Consider the following 18,239-nt stretch of genomic DNA (forward strand, 5'->3'; position numbering starts at 1 on the left):
GTACATAGTTAATCATTAGCAAAAGTAGGTCAACTAATGTCGGAAGAATTAAGTCAAGATTTTTGAGCTAAGCAACTTCGGGACAGAACCTAGCTGGACACTCCGCTTATCCTTGTATCAGATAGATCCAAAAAGGCTGGAACAACTTGCCGACTGCGCAATTGAGGGTTTCTCAAAGCATGAGGGTACAAGTCGTACTGCTTTGCCACAACTATCAGAAAAACAAGGAGAATACCACCGGTATTCTCCTTTGTTTATGCGTTAATCACCCCGACATATATAAGTGGGATAATGCCGGTCCTGGATCAGCCACACCGATGGCGCAACCTCGGAGATGGTCAGATAGTAACGGGCCGTTGGATTGGCGAAACTGCCCCATTGCGCATCCGGCGTGTTGTCATTGTGCCTGCGCCAGGTTTTGGTATAGCTCAATACCACCACTTTATCATCCTCCCGCCGCGACCAGACAAAATCGACGTCTCTGTCGACGATCATGCTCTGGCCATTTGCCCAGGCTGCTCCTTTATAGGCTGTCAGACCAGTGCCGTCGCGGTGAAAATAGAACTGAGCAACGGTATTAACCCGCACTTCACTGGCCTTACCTTCGTTGCGTATAAAATTAAATATGGTACTGCAGGCTAGTACATCCCGTTTACCAACCCCGTCAGAGCAATAATAAAACACCATTGCGCCACCTAATAGAAAAAGGCTGAGGCCGCCGATAAGTTTAATTTTCATTACTCAGCCCCACTTTTATAGCGAATGGTTTTACACAAGCTGTCTTTATTGACCGGGCATGCGCCGATAAACACTTCATCCGCCGCGACAAGGGAAAAACGAGCGCTGAAATAATAGACACTGTACGCCTCTCGCTGGCACGCCACGCCGTTTTTATCCAGCAACTCGGCTAATTTCGATAACACCAGCGGTCGCCCATGATCGTTAATAAGCCAGACGCTACATTTAGCTATTTTTTGCTCAATCGGCTTTAGCCTTACCGGCGTTGTTATATTCTGCTGTTGGCGAATAATTATGCCAATACCGAATACCGACGCTAATAATGCCGTGAATATCAGCCACCATTTTAGACGTGGTGGTTGCTTCCTCTTTTCAGCTTTTTGAAGCTGGGGTTGAGGTGCGCTGGTGTCAATGTTTTGCGCAGGTTGAAAAATAACATCCGCATCAAACCGAAAACCATATCGCGGTATGGTTACAATCAACTCATGATGTTCTCCCAACGCCTGGAAACTTTTGCGTAACTCACTTATCGCTTTGTTGAGATTATTTCCCGAAGGCGTAAAACCAAATTCCTGCCATACGCGGGTAATCAACTCCTCACGGCTAAGTTCGCTTCCTTTATGACGAATAAATTCCTGTAACAGACGCACGGCCGGTGCCGAAAGCGTTAATACGGATTCAGGTTCTCCAACAACACTAACTGTGTGAGCTTCAGGATCAAATAACAACGAATTGTTGCATATAAAAAACATATTTCACTCTCATCTGTTGCCGCTTGCTTTTAATCCTTGTAACAGCAGGCAAGAAAGCCCTTCTGAATTAGCTTGTTTTTTCATCAGTGGGAATTTTCTTAAGCCCCTTAGGATTTGGCATTTTCTTTTAACTATACAACTTTAAAGCCAGGATTGCAGGATAAAGAACTGTATTTTTTGAGTTAACTAATACAAATTTTCACAACCCGCTGTTCCGGTTAAAGTTTCCCTGTCCTGAAGCGATACGAAAGCAGACGGTGTCGTGGTGTTAAGTCGTACATGAACTCAGAGCAGGCAGAATGAATGTGAAAGTAAAAAACAGAGCAAACAAATCCACTGCGCTTTATCTCGCTGCCCTATCAATGTCATTTTTCGCAGAAATGACACAGGCCAATATGAGCGTTTACCCGATGGAACTTAACGTCGACAGTTCCGGGACGGCCCAAATCAGAGTGGCCTCTAAAAGCGATGATATTCAGTTCATTCGGGTGAGGCAAAAGAAAATTCTTAATCCGGGTACGCCACAGGAAAAAGAAGTTGAGATGGCCGCCTGGAAAGACGGAGGCGTGGTCGTCACCCCTGAAAAATTCGCTTTAGCGGCAGGCGCTTTACGTATCGTAAGGCTGGTTTCTCTGACGCCACCTGAAAAAGAGAGTACCTGGCGCGTTTATTTTGAAGGTGTAAAACAGCCGGATAGCATTCTGCCCGCACCATCCGCGGGAACGCCGGCTTCGGCCAAACTCGGCGTAAACGTTATCTGGGGAGCATTGGTTCATTTGGCGCCGGAAAAGCCGGTGGTTTCTCTGCGAATAAATCCCGCAGCAGGAACTTTAAAAAATGACGGCTCTTTGCGGGTACCGCTGAAAGAAATTGGCGCTTGCGATGTTAATGATAAATGTCGGTGGTTTAAAGAAGATGCGACTATTTATCCGGACACCGAGCGAAAACTAAAAGTACTTACTCAGGTTCGTGGCCAAAAATATAAATTCCGCTATTTCAACTGGATTAATAAAACAGCTGAAGAAGCAGACTTGCCCGTCGTGCAATAACACGACATCACTGTCAAAACCACATGTGGTTTGTTTAAAGAGCTAATGGAGCTCGTTTATAAATATGGAGATATCAATGAAGAAGTATATTAAACCTCTGATGATCGTTGCTGCGATGTCTACTGCGTTCAGCGCAATGGCTATTCAGAAGGATATTACGGTTAATGCCAACGTAGATTCCCAGTTGGATATGACCCAGGCCGATAATACGCCGTTACCTGCCAGCATCGATATGCAATATCTGCCGGGCCGTGGGCTAGAAAGCTACCGTCTCAATACCAAAATTTGGTCGAACTCAGCCACCAGCAACGTCAAAGTCCGTCTGGTTAGCGCAGCGAATCTGACCAATGCCGATGGCGCCGAGACGGTACCGATGACCGTAAAACTGGGCGATAAAACCCTGAACACTACCGATGCAGAATTTACCGGCAGCGAACTGTTCCCGGGCAGCGTTGAAAACGGTTCTGCGGTCCTGCCGCTGACCATCTCTCAGACTACAAAAGGCATTCTGAAAACCGGTCAGTACAGCGGCGTGGTGAGTCTGATGCTGACTCAGGCGACCACCGCGGAAGGCGGCGCGTAACCCCACAATACGTATAAGGAAGTACATCAGAGGGCGCCTGCCCTCTGATGTCAGGATGACGTCGAGGCTCGTTCATGGCTTTTCACAGAAATGCTCTTCTTTTTGTCGTTTTGTTACCTGCTTCCGTTCAATTAGCCAGCGCCACTATCGTCGTACCTGCGGGTTTTGAAGAACTGGCGAAAACGCAGCGCCTGTGGACAGAAGTCAGTCTGTATGGCGCGTCGCTTGGCCTGTTTGAAGCCGATATCACGCTTGAAACGGTAACCTTTGTGGCGCCGGAAACGCTCATCGCGGCAATTAAGCGTCAGTTCAACGATGATCCTGCCTTGATCGCCTCTGTGAGCGGCGCCCTTTCCTCTCCGCTTGCGCGTAACGGCAATCTCGCCTGCAGCAGCAATGGTTCCGCGGCGGGTTGCGATTTTATCGACACCAAAAGCGTGGCCCTGATTTATGACGAGAATAACGCCCGTATTAACCTGTTTTTCGACAGGCGCTATCTACCGAAACAAACGGCGGAAAATCAGTGGTATCAGCCTACGCGCAATACTGAGAACGCGCTGATCCACCAGCAAAATATCAACTTCGTGGCCGATGAAGACTATCAGTCGATGACCGTGCAGGGAAACGGCGCGCTGGCCATGACTGAGAATGGGTACTTTAACCTCGACTGGACCTGGCTTGGGCAGCGCTCTCGCCATCAACAGCAGCAGGAGATCACGGTCAATAATGCCTGGTTCCGTCAGGATCTGTGGCATGAATATTACGTTCAGTTAGGTGAAATGGATACGCGCGATCTCTTCAGCGCGGCCGGCGGCAATATCAACCTCAGCCAGCTACCGCTTGGAAAAATTCGCGGTCTGCGTACCGGCTCGACGCGAGCGTGGATCAACCCCGTTCAGCAGTCCAGTGGAACGCCCATTACCGTGCTGCTTTCCCATGACGCGCGTATCGATGCGCGCCGAGGCAATCAGCTGCTGGCCAGTTTTTATCTTAATGCCGGGGCGCAAACCCTGGATACCCGTTCGTTTCCGGACGGGAGCTATACCGTGACGCTGGCGATTTATGAAAACAACCGCCTGACCCGCACCGAGCAGGTTCCGTTTACCCGCACCGGCATCACACCATTCGACCGCGTCGAGTGGTTTATGCAGGCCGGTGAAACCGATAACGACGATATGAGCGACGAACGCAGCGCCGTGGCGCAAGCGGGCATTCGCCTGCCTGTAACTTCTATGCTGGCGATCACCAGCGGCGCAACGGTGAAAAAGAACCGGCGTTTTGTGGAGAGCGCGGTCGACTGGAGTCGCGGTTTCAATACCGGCCCCATTGATGGGGTACTCAGCACACGCTTTAGCTACCTTTATGGCAGCCAGGGCCAACGCGGCAATATCCAGCAAATCAGCTATAACGATGGCTTTTCACTGAGCTTCTATCGTAACGCCTTATCGGCTGATAACTGTGATTCCAGCAGTACAGGCTTTGACGCGGTGAATGGTTGCTACAGAAGTCTCTCGGTGATGTTCTCCGTTCCGGTCGGCTCGTGGTATGCCAACCTCGGTTATTCCGATAACCGCAATGAAGGCCGTTATGTCTCACGGCGTGAATTACCGAATAGTGACGATCGGCACGACAATGGTTTGCCCTGGGAATCGGTGTATATGACCCGCTCCCGTTCGCAGGCGTGGCAGGCCGGACTGAGCAACGCGTTCAGCACCCGCGGGTTGAATATCAACAGCAGCATAAACCTGTTTATGCGTAACGACCATTCTGGAGATGGCAAGGATAAAGGCGGCTTCCTCAGCGTAAGCCTGTCGCTGGCACATAATCGTCAGGGCGATGCCTCCAGCTACACCTCCGTGGGGGCCACGTGGCAACAGCAGAAGCATGAAAAAAATCAGCTCAACTATAACGTCGCGCATAACTGGTACACCGATGCGCGCGGTGAAAACGAATATGGTCTTAACGCATCCGGGATTAATAGCGACTCGCTAAATACTTCGGCCTATACCCGTCAGGGCGGTCGATTTGGTAACGGAAGTTTGACCGTCAGCGATTCGTGGGATCGCCAGGATCATCGCCACCGGTTCAGCAGCAGCGGTAACTACAGTTCTACGCTGGCGCTATCTCGTTCTGGCCTGTGGTTTGGCCGCTGGGGTGACGGACGCCCGGCATCAGCCATTGCGGTCAACGTCGCAACGCCGGAAGCGTCACCTGATTCCCGCATTGCCGTTTCGCTTGATAACAGCGGTAGCGCCGATATCCCGGCAAACGCCCGCGCGTTGTTCGCCCTGCCCGGCTATCAGCAAACCACGCTGACTATTAATGAGTCGACGGACATTTCCCACGGCGCCAACAGTGAAATTACGCAGGGGTCGGGAAGCAGAACGGTATTTATGGTGCCTGGAAAAATGCTGCACAGAGAGGTGCAAACCACCACGCGTTATACCTGGCTTGGCCAGTTGACCGATGAACAACATACGCCGTTTATCGGCGGCATGCCGCTTAACGTCAGCGGCTGGAGCGATTTAGGTAATGGCGGCTTTAGTGCGGAAAGCGACAGCCTGATCCAGTCGCTCTACCTGGTGAAACAACAGCAGTTTTACCAGTGCGCGCTGAAGGTGAAGACCATGCGAGACGTCGTGCGCTATGTCGGCACGGTGACCTGCGAAGAACTGACTTATTCCGCGTTACCGGAAACCGTGCAGCAGCAGGCGCAACTGTTGCTGGCTGGCCGTACGCCGGCGGTCAGCCCAACGGCGATGAATAACTCTACTCTCTCTACAGGAAAATGATGTGATAACGCGTCTTTTGATTTTACTGCTTGCCTGCATCTGTTTTACCGAGGCTCAGGCCGCTAGTCCTGCCGGCAGAAATACCAGCGTGGCGTTCGCCTTCGATCGCCAGTCTCCCCCTGCCCGCCTGGATATCTGGCTACACGAGTCCGGCGGTTATGATACGAGCGATCCGCAAAAATGGGGACGAAATACCCTGACCTGCAAATCGCGTACCGATACAACCTATGGCGCCTGCATGACCGCGCCGGTATGGTTTTCGGCGAACCCGGCCGCGCCCTATCCGATAAACCTGCGTTTTACCCACGCAATAACCAACAAGACGGTCGATGTAAAAGTCTATGGCGAACACCGTATGTTTATCAATAACAAAACCTTTGTTTTCGCTAGCTACGTGAGTGGAGGGACAGAAAATCTGCCCGCATGGAACAGTGCGCCCTATTTTGATTTTTACATCGTCCGTAGCGAATTAAACAAACTCGATCAGGCCGGGATCTGGACGGCAACGCTGAGACAAGATTTGCGCGAATGGGGCAGCGCCAACTGCGGCGGCAACTTTAATGACATCAATATTGGCTGCCCAGGCTACCTCACCATCGCTAACTGGCAGGCTAACCTGCGTATTGAGGTGGTCGACCCGGGCAACCAGCAGATTTATTTACCGGCATTTCCGCACTCCACGCCGGTGGTGAACCTCAACCTCACCAATTTCCCGGGCAGACCCGGCGGCAGTGAGATTAAGGGCGAAAACTCGCTGGATATGTGCCTCTATGATGGCAATAACAGCACCAGCTCGCGGGCATTTCTGCGCTTCGAAGACGATGGGCTTGACGCAACCGGGCGTGCCGAAGGGGCGTTTTCTATCCGGCGACGGGGGGGCAGCCAGACAGACCCAAGAGATCGTCTTGATTATCAGGTGCTGGTGACCAACCCGACCACCGGCGCAACTGAAGTTGCCGCTAACGGTAAAACGTTGACCTGGGAGGGCACCAACAATCGCCGCTATTTGCGTCAGGTTGTGCTGCCGGGCGGCCGCGAAAGCGTGTTATGCATCCCGGCCCCCATTACCCTGAAAACGCCCGCCTTTGCCGCCAGCAGCAAAAACGCGGGTGACTATACCGGTACGTTACGCGTTATCTATACCCCCAGTACGTTATAAAGAGGCCACTGTGAGCTACGTTGTTCTTGATAATAATCGCTTTTATGCGGAGGGGCTGCGTTACGCCCTTCTCCGTCGTGACGTTATGATGGAAGTGCATAGCGGCACGGTGCAGTGGCAGCCCTTACTGTTAGAGAGCACGACGCTGGTTATTCGCTGCCGTTTCTCTATCACCGGCACGCATCAGTCGCTGGTTGATATTTTGCTTACCCTGGAAGCCCATGGCTGGCGAGGAACGGGCTATCTGGTGTGTAATGAAAAAAGCTGGGGGCTGGCCACCTATCTACGCAAGCGTTTTGAAACCTTAACGTTGCATATCATCGATGACCGGATTTCCGTGGCGGATGCCGCCTGGCTGTTATCTAAAGAGCCAAGGCGGATCCGCACCCTGCGCTGCTGCCTGACCGAGATGGAATTTAACGTCCTCGACAGGCTGGTTAAGGGGCAGTCGGTAAGATATGTCGCGCACATGACGAAGATGAGTGAAAAACAGGTCTCGACCTATAAATGTAACGCCCTGAAGAAACTCAATGCCAATAATCTCTTACAGCTTCTGGTGTAACGACTTGTCCACGCGGCATATCGCCACTATTTTCTCTCTGAGCCAGCGGTGAGCGGGATCGCGTTCCATTCTCGGGTGCCACATTTGCGAGACGGTAATCCGCCGGCTTTTAAACGGCAGCTCAAAAAGATGCACCTGCTCCATGACCTGCTGATTGACTAAATAGAGAGCGGGGATCATGGCGATAAGATCCGATTGCAGCGCCACGGAAAGCGCGGTCGGAAATCCGGGTACGACGCTGGCGATTTTGCGTTTCATGCCGAGTTCGGCCAGCACATCATCGACGGACCCGTGCAGCGTACCTTCTGGTGAGGCTACCACATGCCCCCAGGCAACATAATCCGCCACGGTTATCTCTCTCAGGGCGGCCAGCGGGTGCCCCTTACGCACCACCCCCACAAACCGATCTTCAAATAGCCGTTGCAGTCGTATTTCAGGCCCCATATTGCTCTGGACGCCAATCTCCAGATCGACCAACCCTTCCCGTAGATAGCGTGACGTTTTTTCGGGCTTAGGCGCAAAGCGTAGACAGACATTGGGCGCGGCTTCGGCTACTGCTGCAATGAGCGAAGGGCCAAACGCCACCACAAAACCATCGTTTGCCCTGATGGTGAAAAGACGCTCCAGATTTTGCACGTTGAGCGCTTCCGCCGCTGGCTGCAGCACCGCCTTCGCCTCGAAGACCACGCGACGGGCGCGATCGCGGGTCGCCTCCGCCCACGGCGTCAGCACCATGTTACGCCCGGCGCGAACCAGTATCTGATCCCCGGTGACGTCGCGTAACCGGCTTAGCGTGCGGCTCATGGCTGACGTACTGAGATTCAAACGACGTGCCGCGCCCGCCACGCTGGCTTCGTTCAGTAATACATCGAGTGCAATCAATAAATTAAAATCGGGGTCTGACATGACCACAACTCCTGGAACATTCAGATAAGGCGTTTCATGCAACTATAGAGTGTAAATGGTGCGCCTTCCGCCCGGTAAAAGCCATCTTTATAGTTTCGTCATCCAGATATCCTCTGCAGGAGACAACACGATGACACTATTTTCCAGCCAACCTGGCGATGACGGCCTGGCAGGCCCGGCGCGAGCGCGGGTCATGGCCGCGGTAATGACCACCACCTTAATGGGCGTCTTTGATGGCACTATGGTAAACATTGCTCTGCCGTCGATGGCGCAGGAACTACAGGCGTCAGCCAGTACCGCCGTCTGGTTCGCCAACGGGTATCTGCTGGCGGCGGCGATGACGCTGGCGATATTCGCCGCGCTGGCGGCGCGTTTCGGCTACCGCCCGGTGTTTCTGGCCGGACTGACGACATTTATTGTGGCATCAGCAGGTTGCGCGCTGGCTACGACGCCTGAGCTGCTCATCGGCATGCGGGTGCTGCAGGGGATCGGCGGTGCGGCAACGCTCAGTATCGCACCCGCCATATTGCGCTCCGTTTTTCCGGCGCGACTGCTGGGGCGTATTCTCGGGATACACGCCCTGCTTATCGCTTCAAGCTCCGCCATCGGGCCGGTACTGGGCGGCACGATCCTGCATACTTTGAGCTGGCAATGGCTGTTTGCAATAAACGTGCTCCCCGGTACCGTCGCCTTACTGCTGGCGGTCAGAGCGCTCCCGCGGCCGACAGTTGACAGGCAAGCCGCTTTCGATACTCCCGGAGCGATATTGTCGGCGCTGCTATTGGGTTCAACGATCATGGCGGCGAATAGCATGCAGAGCGCTTCGCAGCATATCGATAGTCTGTACTGGACGTTGCTCGCAGCGATAAGCGGCACCGCCTTTATCTGGCGCATCCGGCAGACGGACAACCCGCTGCTGCCGCCTGCGATGTTTAAAAATGAACGCTTTACCCTTTCGGCCTTTACGTCGCTGATCGCCTTCGTAAGCCAGGGGATCACTTTTATTGCCCTGCCGTTCCTGTTCCAGAACGAGTATGGCTATAGTCCGGTGCTCTCGGCGCTGCTGTTTACTCCGTGGCCATTAGGGATAGTGCTGATCGCACCGCACGCCGGCCGCTGGGCGGACTCAATCTCCGCTCCGCTCATCTCGACGCTGGGACTGATGATTTTTGTCGCGGGTTTAATCCTTCTGGCGATGCTGCCCGCCACGCCCGCCGCGTGGGATATCTGCCTGCGGAGCCTGGTATGCGGTATTGGCTTTGGCTGCTTCCAGAGCCCGAATAACCGGGAAATGCTGTCAAACGTGAGTCGCGAACAGGCGAGCTATGCCTCGGGCGTTTTATCCATCATGCGCACGTTCGGGCAGTGTCTGGGAGCCGCCGTGATGGGCGTACTGTTGGCAAAAGACGAAAGTGCCGTTCATATTGCGCTGTGGATCGCCGCCGCGGCCTCGGCGTTGTCGGTGGCCGTTAGCGCCAGCCGACTGCGGAGAATAGCTTTTCCTGCGGGAGCGGAATAAGTTTGCGGCGCATCCCCGAAAAGAGGATGCGCCCGTTAGTGATTTACCCGGCAAGTTTTATTACCGCCCGGCTGAAGGCATCAATCGCCAGTTCGACATCGGCTTCGCTGACCGATTCCGCCGGATGGTGACTAATTCCCCCTTTGCAGCGCACAAACAGCATCCCCACCGGCCAGCGCTCCGCGATAGCAATCGCATCATGTCCGGCGCCGCTTGGCAGCGTCAACGCCGTGCCCTGTACCTCGCATAGCGCTTCGGCAATCACCGACTGTAATCGCGGATCGCAGGCGGTTGCCGCAATGCGGTAGAACTCCTCAGCGGCAAACTGCAGGCCGCGACGCCCGGCAATCTCTGCGGCTGCCGCCAGCAATGACTCCAGTAATGCATCCAGCGGTTGATCCTGCGGACCGCGGATATCAAGGGTCAACGCGACTTCGCCGGGAATGACGTTGACCGCCGCCGGCGAGCAGCGCAATGTCCCGACGGTGGCGACCAGGTTGCCTCCCTGCTGGCGCGTCGTGCTCTCAATATACAGCATCCACTCCGCGGCGGCGGCAAGCGCGTCGCGGCGCTGGTCCATCGGCACCGTGCCTGCATGACCCGCCTCGCCGGTAAAACAGCAATTGAGGCGCCGAGCGCCGTTGATCGCCTCGACCACGCCGAGTGCCGAACCGGCCTGTTCCAGCCTCGGCCCCTGCTCGATATGCAGTTCGAGATAGGCGGTAAAATCTTCCGCCGGGCGCGAGGCTGAATGGACGCGTGATGGATCCAATCCGGCGTTGACCATCGCCTGCGCCAGGCTAATGCCTTCGGCATCGCGTTGGGCCAGCCAGGTTTGCGGCCAGCTTCCCGTCAGCCCCTTGCTGCCCAATAGCGTGATACCAAAGCGCGTTCCTTCTTCATCGCAGAAGCCGACGATTTCGATGGCCTGCGCCAGGCGGCGCTCCTGATTATGTAAGATCTGCACCACTTCGATGGCGGCTAACACCCCCAACATGCCATCATATCGCCCGGCGTTGCGTACCGTATCGAGATGCGATCCGAGCAAAATCGCCGGCGCCCCTTCTTCACGGCCTTCATAACGCCCGCAAATATTACCGACGCTGTCCTGCCAGACAATCATGCCTGCCTGGCGCATCCAGTGGGCAACCTGCTGATTAGCTTCGAGATGCTGTGGCGAAAGGTAAACCCGCGTCAGGCCTTCCGGCGTTTCGCTTATCGCCGCTAATCTCTCTGCCCGCGCCATCACTCGCGCTGCGGCCAGGTTCATAGCGGTTTCTCGCTGCGATAATGATCCCACGCCGCCTGCATGGCTGCCCCTTGCGTGGTGGGGAATTTCAGGTAATTGAGTACCGACTCCAGCGCGCTGAGGGTGGTCATGACGCAATCTTTGCGCGCGTTGTAACCCATCGTGCCAATACGCCACACTTTGCCGTGCAGCGGGCCGAATGAGGTGCCAATCTCAATGGCGAAATCTTGCAGCATCAGTTGGCGTACCTGGTCGCCATTAATGCCCTGCGGGATGATCACGCCCAATACGTTATTCATTTTGTGTTGCTGGTCGCCAAAGATTTCCAGCCCCATCGCCTGAATACCTTTTACCAGCGCGTCGCCGTGCAGTTTGTGGCGGGCAATGCCGTTATCGAGCCCTTCTTCAAGAATCAGGCGCGCGCATTCGCGGGCGGCGAACAGCGCGGATGTCGCTTCCGTATGATGGTTAAGGCGTTCTGGCCCCCAATAATCCATCACCATTCCGAGATCGAAATAGTTGGAGTAAACCATCTCATCGACGCCATCAAGATGCTCGGCGGTACGGATCCCCTGCTCAACGCATTTACGTCGACGGATAGCCTCTTCCATCCGCGGGCTCAGGGTAATGGGCGAGGTGCCGGAGGGGCCGCCGAGGCACTTTTGCATCCCCGCCGATACCGCATCCAGCCCCCAGGCATCGGTCTCAAGCGCATTGCCGCCCAATGAGGCGGTGGCGTCGGTATAAAACAGCACATCATAACGACGGCAGATCTCGCCCAGCTCCGCCAGCGGCTGCAGCATAGTGGTCGAGGTGTCTCCCTGCACCGTCAGCAGCATACGTGGACGCACCCGTTTGATCGCATCTTCAATCTGCTCGGGAGAGAACACTTCACCCCACGGCGCCTCAATGGTATGCACTTCCGCCCGGCAGCGGCGGGCAATTTCACATAACAGATGGCCGAAGCGGCCAAATACCGGCACCAGCACTTTGTCGCCGGGGCGGATCGCGGAGATAAGAATGGCTTCAATCCCCGCCCGTGAGGTGCCATCCACCAGCATAGTCCAGCGGTTGCTGGTGCGGAATACCCCGCGGTATAACGCCATGACTTCATTCATATAGTGCGTCATAGCCGGATCGTATTGGCCGATAAGCTGGCTGGACATGGCGCGCAGGACGCGCGGGTCGGCGTTGATCGGTCCCGGCCCCATCAGCAGACGATGCGGAGGATTGATTGGTGAAAATTGAGCGATATCCATCGTAGATTCCTTTATTAATTCAGTCCGCGCACGGAGGAGATAAATTGTTTGAGTTCATTGGTTTGCGGCTGGCTAAACAGCGTTTTGCTGTCGCCCTGCTCCCAGACTCGCCCCTGGTGCATAAACACCACCCGGTCGCCGACTTCACGGGCAAAATTCATTTCATGGGTAACCAGAATCAGCGTCATTCCTTCCGCGGCCAGCTGTTCCAGCACTTTGAGCACCTCGCCCACCAGTTCCGGATCCAGCGCGGAGGTGATTTCGTCACAGAGTAAAACTTTTGGCGACATCGCCAGCGCGCGGGCGATAGCGACCCGCTGCTGTTGACCGCCGGAAAGGCTGGAGGGATAGAAATCCAACCGATCGCCAAGCCCGACTTTAACCAGCATTTGCTGCGCCAGTTCGCGGCATTCGGCAGGCTTTTTTTTCAATACCCGCCGCGGCGCCAGCATCACGTTTTCCAGCGCCGTCATATGCGGGAATAAATTGAAGTTCTGGAATACCATGCCAACGGAGCGGCTAATCTCCCGCGCCTGCGAATCGCTGTCGGTAATGGTCATGCCGCCGAGCTTAATACTGCCTTCCTGGTACCCCTCCAGCCCGTTAATGCAGCGCAATAAGGTGCTTTTCCCCGAGCCGCTTCGGCCGATGATGGAGATCACCTCGCCCATATTGATATCAAGATCGACCCCCTTCAGCACGTGATTATCGCCGTAGAATTTCTGCACCTGATTAATGGTGATGAGCGGCATTGAATTTATTCTCCAGATAGCGGCTGTAACGGGACAGCGGATAACACAAGATGAAGTAGCCCAACGCGACCAGCGCGAAAACCTTAAACGGCTGATACGTCACGTTGGTGAGCATGGTGCCAGCCTTGGTGAGCTCGACGAAACCGATAATCGACGCCAGCGCGGTGCCCTTTATTACCTGTACGGCGAAACCCACGGTGGGAGCGATGGCGATACGCACCGCCTGCGGCGCCACCACGCGACATAACGTCTGGGTGAAATTTAATCCCAGGCAACGCGATGCCTCCCACTGTCCTTTCGGCAAGGCCCGAATACTGCCGTACCAGATATCCAGCAAAAAGGCGCTGGTATAGAGGGTCAGCGCCAGCGCGGCGGCGGTCCATGGCGACACATCGATCCCGAATAACGCCACGCCGAAAAAGGCGAGAAACAGCTGCATCAGCAATGGCGTCCCCTGAAATAGCTCGATATAGCCGCGAATGAGGCGCTGCACCCACAATTTACCCCGCAGGCGCAGCAGCAACAGCGGTAATGTCACCAGCGCGCCGCCAATAAAGGCCGTCAGCGATAGCAGCACGGTCCAGCGTCCGGCCAGCAGCAGGTTGCGTACGATGTCCCAGTCGGTAAAGGTTGTCATCATGCCTGTACCCTCAGCCATCTACGTCCAGCCGCCATTAGCAGCTGGCGCATCGCTATCGATAACGCTAAATAGAGACCGGTCGTCACCAGATACACCTCGAAACTCAGAAACGTTCGCGATTGAATTAAGTTGGCGGCAAAGGTCAGCTCTTCATAAGAGACCTGCGATACCACCGACGATCCGAGCATCACGATAATGCACTGGCTCACCAGCGCCGGGTAAATACGCTGCAACGCCGGCGGTAAAACTACCTGAATAAAGGTCTGACTCCGGCTGAGCCCCAGTACCCGGCCGGCCTCCCACTGCCCTTTTGGCGTCACCTGGATCCCGGCGCGGACGATCTCCGTACTGTAGGCGCCCAGGTTGACGATCATCGCCAGCAGCGCCGCTTCGCCCGCCGTCATCTTCAACCCCAGATTCGGCAGGCCGAAGACAATAAAGAACAGTTGAACCACGAACGGCGTATTGCGGATAACCTCAACGTAAGCCCCCCATATCCGGCTCAGCCAGCTTGCCCGCCCGCTACGCAGAGCGGCACCGATGATCCCGATGGCCAGGCCGCCGAGGGTGGCGAGTACAGTGAGTTGGATAGTGACCCAGAGTCCCGCCACGAGCTCCGGCCAATAAGGCCAGAGCGCGGAAAAATGCAATTGCTCCGTCATCGCCGTACCTTAAGCGGCAAAGTCGCTGGGCAACGGCGCTTTCAGCCACTGCTGTGACAACGTATTGAGGGTGCCGTCCTTAATGCCCTGCGCGATTAAGGCATTCACCTTTTCCTTCAGCGCCGGCTCATTTTTTTTCAGGCCAATCACGCACGGTGAATCCTTAAGCATAAAGTTGGCGATCGGGGCTTTCGCCGGGTTTTGCCGCGAGATAGCCGCCACCACCAGATTACCCGTCGCCACATATTGCACCTGGCCAGAAAGCCAGGCCGACAGCGTGGTGTTGTTATCTTCGTAACGCTTAATCTGCGCCGCTTTCGGCGCAATGCTGGTCAGCACCATATCTTCCACCGCGCCGCGGGTCACGCCGATGCTCTTACCGCTCAGTTCGGCGGCGTCTTTCAGGGCAGCGCCCTGCGGGCCGAAGACGCCAAGGAAAAACGGCGCGTAGGGTTGGCTGAAATCAATGACCTTTTCCCGCTCGGCGTTTTTACCCAGGCTTGAGATCACCAGATCCACTTTATCGGTCTGCAGATACGGTACCCGGTTGGCGCTGCTCACCGGAACCAGCTGCAGTTTTAGCTTCATCTGCTTTGCCAGATAGCGGGCCATATCAATGTCATACCCCTGTGGCTGGAGATCGGTGCCGACAGAACCAAACGGCGGGAAATCCTGGGGAACGGCGACGCGGATCACGCCGCGTTTTTCAATATCCTGGAGTTGGTCCGCGTGTGCGGCGGTGATTTGTGTCAACAGACAAGCGACCCCGGTCAGCGCAATCAGCAGTTTTTTCATCATCATTACCCGTTACGTTAGTATGAAACAAAAGATTCTTTAAATAAACTTCTGCAACTAATGTGCCAGATGCGGACAAAAGAAATTTGCGCTGGCTAATCGGCTTTTAGCGGGAAATGACGCGAATATTAACCATGGCGGTAAGAAGAATTGCCCTTCTCCTTACCGCACTTTGGCACTAAAAAGGTGCAAAGCACCAGACTGGCTCCCCATTATCGTTGTTCAAGCTCATCCAACTGCTGGTATAACGTGGCGATGTCATGAATGCGCGGGCGACCGCTATCGAGAATTTCATGTAGCAAGGCGTTCGCCAGCAGGTTGATAAGACTATTGGCCGACGCGTAGCTGTCGAAAGCCGAAACGCTATCCAGCGGGGCGCATAACCGCCAGCACGCCAGCGGAAACAGGCTATGCGCCTGAGGCTCGCAGATTAGCAGTTGCGGAACTCCCCGCTGTTGCAGTTGCTGCATCAGGGGACGAATAATCCGCGGCCGACGGCGAAACGCCATCACCACCACGATATCTTCCGCGCACAAATCGACCAGCTCTTCACTTAGGCTTTGCCCCGGTTGCGGCAGCACCACCACTTGCCCACGCGCCTGAAGCAACTGCTGGCGCAAATGCAGCGCCAGCGGCCAGGAGTTTCGCATGCCAATAATGACGACGCGCCTGGCCTTGACCAGCGCGTTAATGGCTTCGGCAAACTGCCGGGCATCCAGCGCGTTTACCCATTGCGTCAGGTTTGCCATCTCCTGTTTATAATGCCGCGCCAGCAGCGTATTACCCTGCACCGCCTCGCGATGATCGGTCAACGGCATCCCGCTCTGGCGTAACGTGCGCAGCTCATCGCGCATATCGCGATACTTTTCATATCCCAGCCGTTTAAACAGACGGCTTACAGTCGCTTTTGATACCCCGCTCAGTTGGGCCAGCTCGGCGCTGTTGTAGCTAATCAGGTCGTCAAAGTGGTCGACAATGAAATCCGCCACCCGCTGCTCCTGGGGTGACAACGACGCATATTGCGCCTTCAGCCGTTCATCGAGTTGTTCCATAGCGCCTCTGTAACTTTTGTTTCACTGAACTATACCGCTAACACCCTTCACAATGCATGCCACAATGAGAAAAGAAAAAGAAAACCGCAACATTGAAACTTTCTTTTCAAAGTGGAACAGCTTTTGCACGGACAGCATTTGCAGCAGTGGCTGCATGATTCGTTACGAGGATAAGTTATGCAGAGTCATTTCTCGACCCAGGGGATGGCGGTCGCCCCCCATCATCTGGCTAGCCAAAGCGCGCTGTCCGTGCTGCGCGAAGGCGGAAGCGCAATAGAAGCGATGGTCGCCGCCGCCGCGACCATCGCGGTGGTCTATCCGCATATGAATGGTCTTGGCGGCGATGGGTTCTGGCTGATCGTGCCGCCGCAGGGCGATCCGATCGCCATTGACGCCAGCGGCGCCGCTGGTTCACTGGCGACGCCGGAAGCTTATGCCGGGCTAACGCACATCCCGCATCGCGGCCCGCAATCCGCCCTGACCGTCGCCGGCACCGTCAGCGGCTGGGATGAGGCGCTGAAAGTTTCACACTCGCTGACCGGTAAATCACTACCGCTTTCGCGCCTGTTACAGGACGCGATCGGCTATGCCGATAACGGTATTCCGGTGACCGCCTCGCAAGCCAGCGCCACCTCCGGAAAATTAGATGAACTTCAGCGCCAGCCGGGCTTCGCTGAGACCTTTCTGGTCAATGGCCGCCCTCCGCAAAGCGGCAGCCGCTTTTGTCAGCCTGCGCTGGCCTCCACGCTAAAACGGCTGGTTGCGGAAGGGCTTGATAGTTTCTATCGCGGCTCTCTGGCGGAACAACTGGCGGCCGGTATGGCCCGTTACGGCCTGCCTATAACGCTTGACGATCTGCGCCAGCATCGCGCGCGCCGCCCGCAACCACTGCGGTTACAGCATCAACACGGTGAGTTATGGAACCTGGCGCCGCCGACGCAGGGGCTGGTATCGCTGGCCATTCTCGGCATCACTGACCGGCTGGCGATGGAACAGGCCGACGATGCGCAGACTATCCACCGTATCGTGGAAGCGACAAAACTGGCCTTCAGCCTGCGAGATAAACATATTACCGATCCGCTGCACCTGGACGTGGATATTCAAAGTTTGCTGTCCCCGCAGGCGTTACAACCGCTGGCGGAGAAGATCGACGACCAACGCGCCGCGCCATGGGGCGCTGGCAAAGGCCCCGGCGATACCGTCTGGATGGGGGTGATGGACAGTAGCGGGCTGGCGGTCTCCTTTATCCAGAGTCTCTATCATGAGTTTGGCAGCGGCGTGGTGCTGGCGGACAGCGGTATTGTCTGGCAAAACCGCGGCGCGTCGTTCAGCCTCGACCCGGCGCATTTGCTGGCCCTGACGCCGGGCAAGCAACCCTTCCATACCCTTAATCCCGCTGCCGCGCGCCTGCACGATGGGCGGGTGATGGTTTATGGCTCAATGGGCGGCGACGGGCAGCCGCAAACGCAGGCGGCGCTGTTCACCCGTTATATCCTGCAGAACATCCCGCTTCAGGAGAGTATTTCTCGTCCGCGTTGGCTGCTTGGGCGCACCTGGGGACAGACGTCGGACTCACTAAAAGTAGAAGGCCGCTTTGCGCCGCAAACCCTCGCCCGGCTCAGGGAACTGGGGCATGAGGTTGAGGTACTGGCCGACTTCAGCGAGGCCATGGGACATGCCGGGGCCATTGTCCGCCATCCTGACGGCCTGTTTGAAGGCGCGTCTGACCCGCGCAGTAACGGCGCCGCCGCTGGCTATTAGGGGGAGAAG

Annotated in this window: 17 protein-coding genes; 7 read left to right on the top strand and 10 right to left on the bottom strand. The window is 55.6% G+C overall.

Translation table 11 applies throughout. The features are described 5' to 3' along the window. Positions 1–261: 261 nt before the first annotated feature. Together ABLV08_RS01310 and ABLV08_RS01315 are read right to left on the bottom strand one after the other, a co-directional pair. The gene (locus ABLV08_RS01310) at positions 262–738 is read right to left on the bottom strand and encodes a hypothetical protein (RefSeq protein ID WP_139396821.1); all 477 of its coding nucleotides are present in this window, start codon (positions 736–738) and stop codon (positions 262–264) included. Next, positions 738–1,490: a winged helix-turn-helix domain-containing protein gene (locus tag ABLV08_RS01315; RefSeq protein ID WP_139396823.1), complete on the bottom strand. Its 753-nt coding sequence runs from the start codon at positions 1,488–1,490 to the stop codon at positions 738–740. The genes ABLV08_RS01310 and ABLV08_RS01315 overlap by 1 nt, the downstream gene beginning before the upstream one ends. Positions 1,491–1,789: 299 nt before the next feature. Between ABLV08_RS01315 and ABLV08_RS01320 the strand changes: the two genes are divergently transcribed. The 5 genes from ABLV08_RS01320 to ABLV08_RS01340 all read left to right on the top strand — a co-directional run bounded on the left by ABLV08_RS01320 (position 1,790) and on the right by ABLV08_RS01340 (position 7,635). Continuing rightward, complete coding sequence (locus tag ABLV08_RS01320; RefSeq protein ID WP_139396825.1) at positions 1,790–2,539, top strand: fimbrial protein; 750 nt, start codon at positions 1,790–1,792, stop codon at positions 2,537–2,539. Between the two features lie 76 nt (positions 2,540–2,615). Then, the gene (locus tag ABLV08_RS01325) at positions 2,616–3,122 is read left to right on the top strand and encodes a CS1 type fimbrial major subunit (protein ID WP_045382089.1); all 507 of its coding nucleotides are present in this window, start codon (positions 2,616–2,618) and stop codon (positions 3,120–3,122) included. Positions 3,123–3,196: 74 nt separating this feature from the next. After that, a complete protein-coding gene (locus ABLV08_RS01330; protein WP_348855461.1) occupies positions 3,197–5,914 on the top strand; it encodes a TcfC E-set like domain-containing protein in 2,718 nt (905 codons plus the stop codon). A gap of 1 nt (position 5,915) precedes the next feature. Next, complete coding sequence (locus tag ABLV08_RS01335) at positions 5,916–7,073, top strand: CfaE/CblD family pilus tip adhesin (RefSeq protein WP_151084971.1); 1,158 nt, start codon at positions 5,916–5,918, stop codon at positions 7,071–7,073. Between the two features lie 10 nt (positions 7,074–7,083). Beyond that, a complete protein-coding gene (locus tag ABLV08_RS01340; protein WP_139396827.1) occupies positions 7,084–7,635 on the top strand; it encodes a LuxR C-terminal-related transcriptional regulator in 552 nt (183 codons plus the stop codon). Here ABLV08_RS01340 and ABLV08_RS01345 read toward each other — a convergent pair. After that, positions 7,618–8,541 (bottom strand): LysR family transcriptional regulator, encoded by a 924-nt coding sequence (locus ABLV08_RS01345; protein WP_101704575.1) that lies wholly within the window; start codon positions 8,539–8,541, stop codon positions 7,618–7,620. The genes ABLV08_RS01340 and ABLV08_RS01345 overlap by 18 nt on opposite strands. 130 nt (positions 8,542–8,671) lie before the next feature. Here ABLV08_RS01345 and ABLV08_RS01350 point away from each other — a divergent pair, with 130 nt between their 5' ends. Continuing rightward, the gene (locus ABLV08_RS01350; protein WP_151084969.1) at positions 8,672–10,060 is read left to right on the top strand and encodes an MFS transporter; all 1,389 of its coding nucleotides are present in this window, start codon (positions 8,672–8,674) and stop codon (positions 10,058–10,060) included. 43 nt (positions 10,061–10,103) lie between these two features. Here ABLV08_RS01350 and hpxK read toward each other — a convergent pair whose 3' ends face one another. The 7 genes from hpxK to hpxU form a co-directional block, all read right to left on the bottom strand. Next, the gene (gene hpxK, locus ABLV08_RS01355; RefSeq protein WP_151084967.1) at positions 10,104–11,330 is read right to left on the bottom strand and encodes an allantoate amidohydrolase; all 1,227 of its coding nucleotides are present in this window, start codon (positions 11,328–11,330) and stop codon (positions 10,104–10,106) included. After that, complete coding sequence (locus tag ABLV08_RS01360) at positions 11,327–12,568, bottom strand: alanine--glyoxylate aminotransferase family protein (RefSeq protein WP_151084965.1); 1,242 nt, start codon at positions 12,566–12,568, stop codon at positions 11,327–11,329. Before ABLV08_RS01360 ends, hpxK begins: the two co-directional genes overlap by 4 nt. 14 nt (positions 12,569–12,582) lie before the next feature. Beyond that, positions 12,583–13,320, bottom strand: coding sequence for an amino acid ABC transporter ATP-binding protein (locus ABLV08_RS01365; protein WP_015705410.1), 738 nt, complete (start codon positions 13,318–13,320; stop codon positions 12,583–12,585). Then, on the bottom strand, positions 13,301–13,957 hold the full coding sequence (locus tag ABLV08_RS01370; protein ID WP_032715563.1) for an amino acid ABC transporter permease: 657 nt from the start codon (positions 13,955–13,957) through the stop codon (positions 13,301–13,303). The genes ABLV08_RS01365 and ABLV08_RS01370 overlap by 20 nt, the downstream gene beginning before the upstream one ends. Further along, positions 13,957–14,622, bottom strand: coding sequence for an amino acid ABC transporter permease (locus tag ABLV08_RS01375; protein WP_032714492.1), 666 nt, complete (start codon positions 14,620–14,622; stop codon positions 13,957–13,959). Before ABLV08_RS01375 ends, ABLV08_RS01370 begins: the two co-directional genes overlap by 1 nt. Before the next feature lie 9 nt (positions 14,623–14,631). Continuing rightward, positions 14,632–15,417: a transporter substrate-binding domain-containing protein gene (locus ABLV08_RS01380; RefSeq protein ID WP_191905586.1), complete on the bottom strand. Its 786-nt coding sequence runs from the start codon at positions 15,415–15,417 to the stop codon at positions 14,632–14,634. 212 nt (positions 15,418–15,629) lie between these two features. After that, on the bottom strand, positions 15,630–16,469 hold the full coding sequence (gene hpxU / locus ABLV08_RS01385) for a MurR/RpiR family transcriptional regulator HpxU (protein ID WP_032714496.1): 840 nt from the start codon (positions 16,467–16,469) through the stop codon (positions 15,630–15,632). A gap of 177 nt (positions 16,470–16,646) precedes the next feature. Here hpxU and hpxW point away from each other — a divergent pair, with 177 nt between their 5' ends. Further along, positions 16,647–18,230: an oxamate amidohydrolase gene (gene hpxW / locus ABLV08_RS01390; RefSeq protein ID WP_348855462.1), complete on the top strand. Its 1,584-nt coding sequence runs from the start codon at positions 16,647–16,649 to the stop codon at positions 18,228–18,230. Positions 18,231–18,239: the final 9 nt, after the last annotated feature.

Origin of the sequence: Klebsiella sp. CN_Kp088, from assembly GCF_040064335.1 — a bacterium.
Lineage (GTDB): Bacteria > Pseudomonadota > Gammaproteobacteria > Enterobacterales > Enterobacteriaceae > Klebsiella > Klebsiella aerogenes.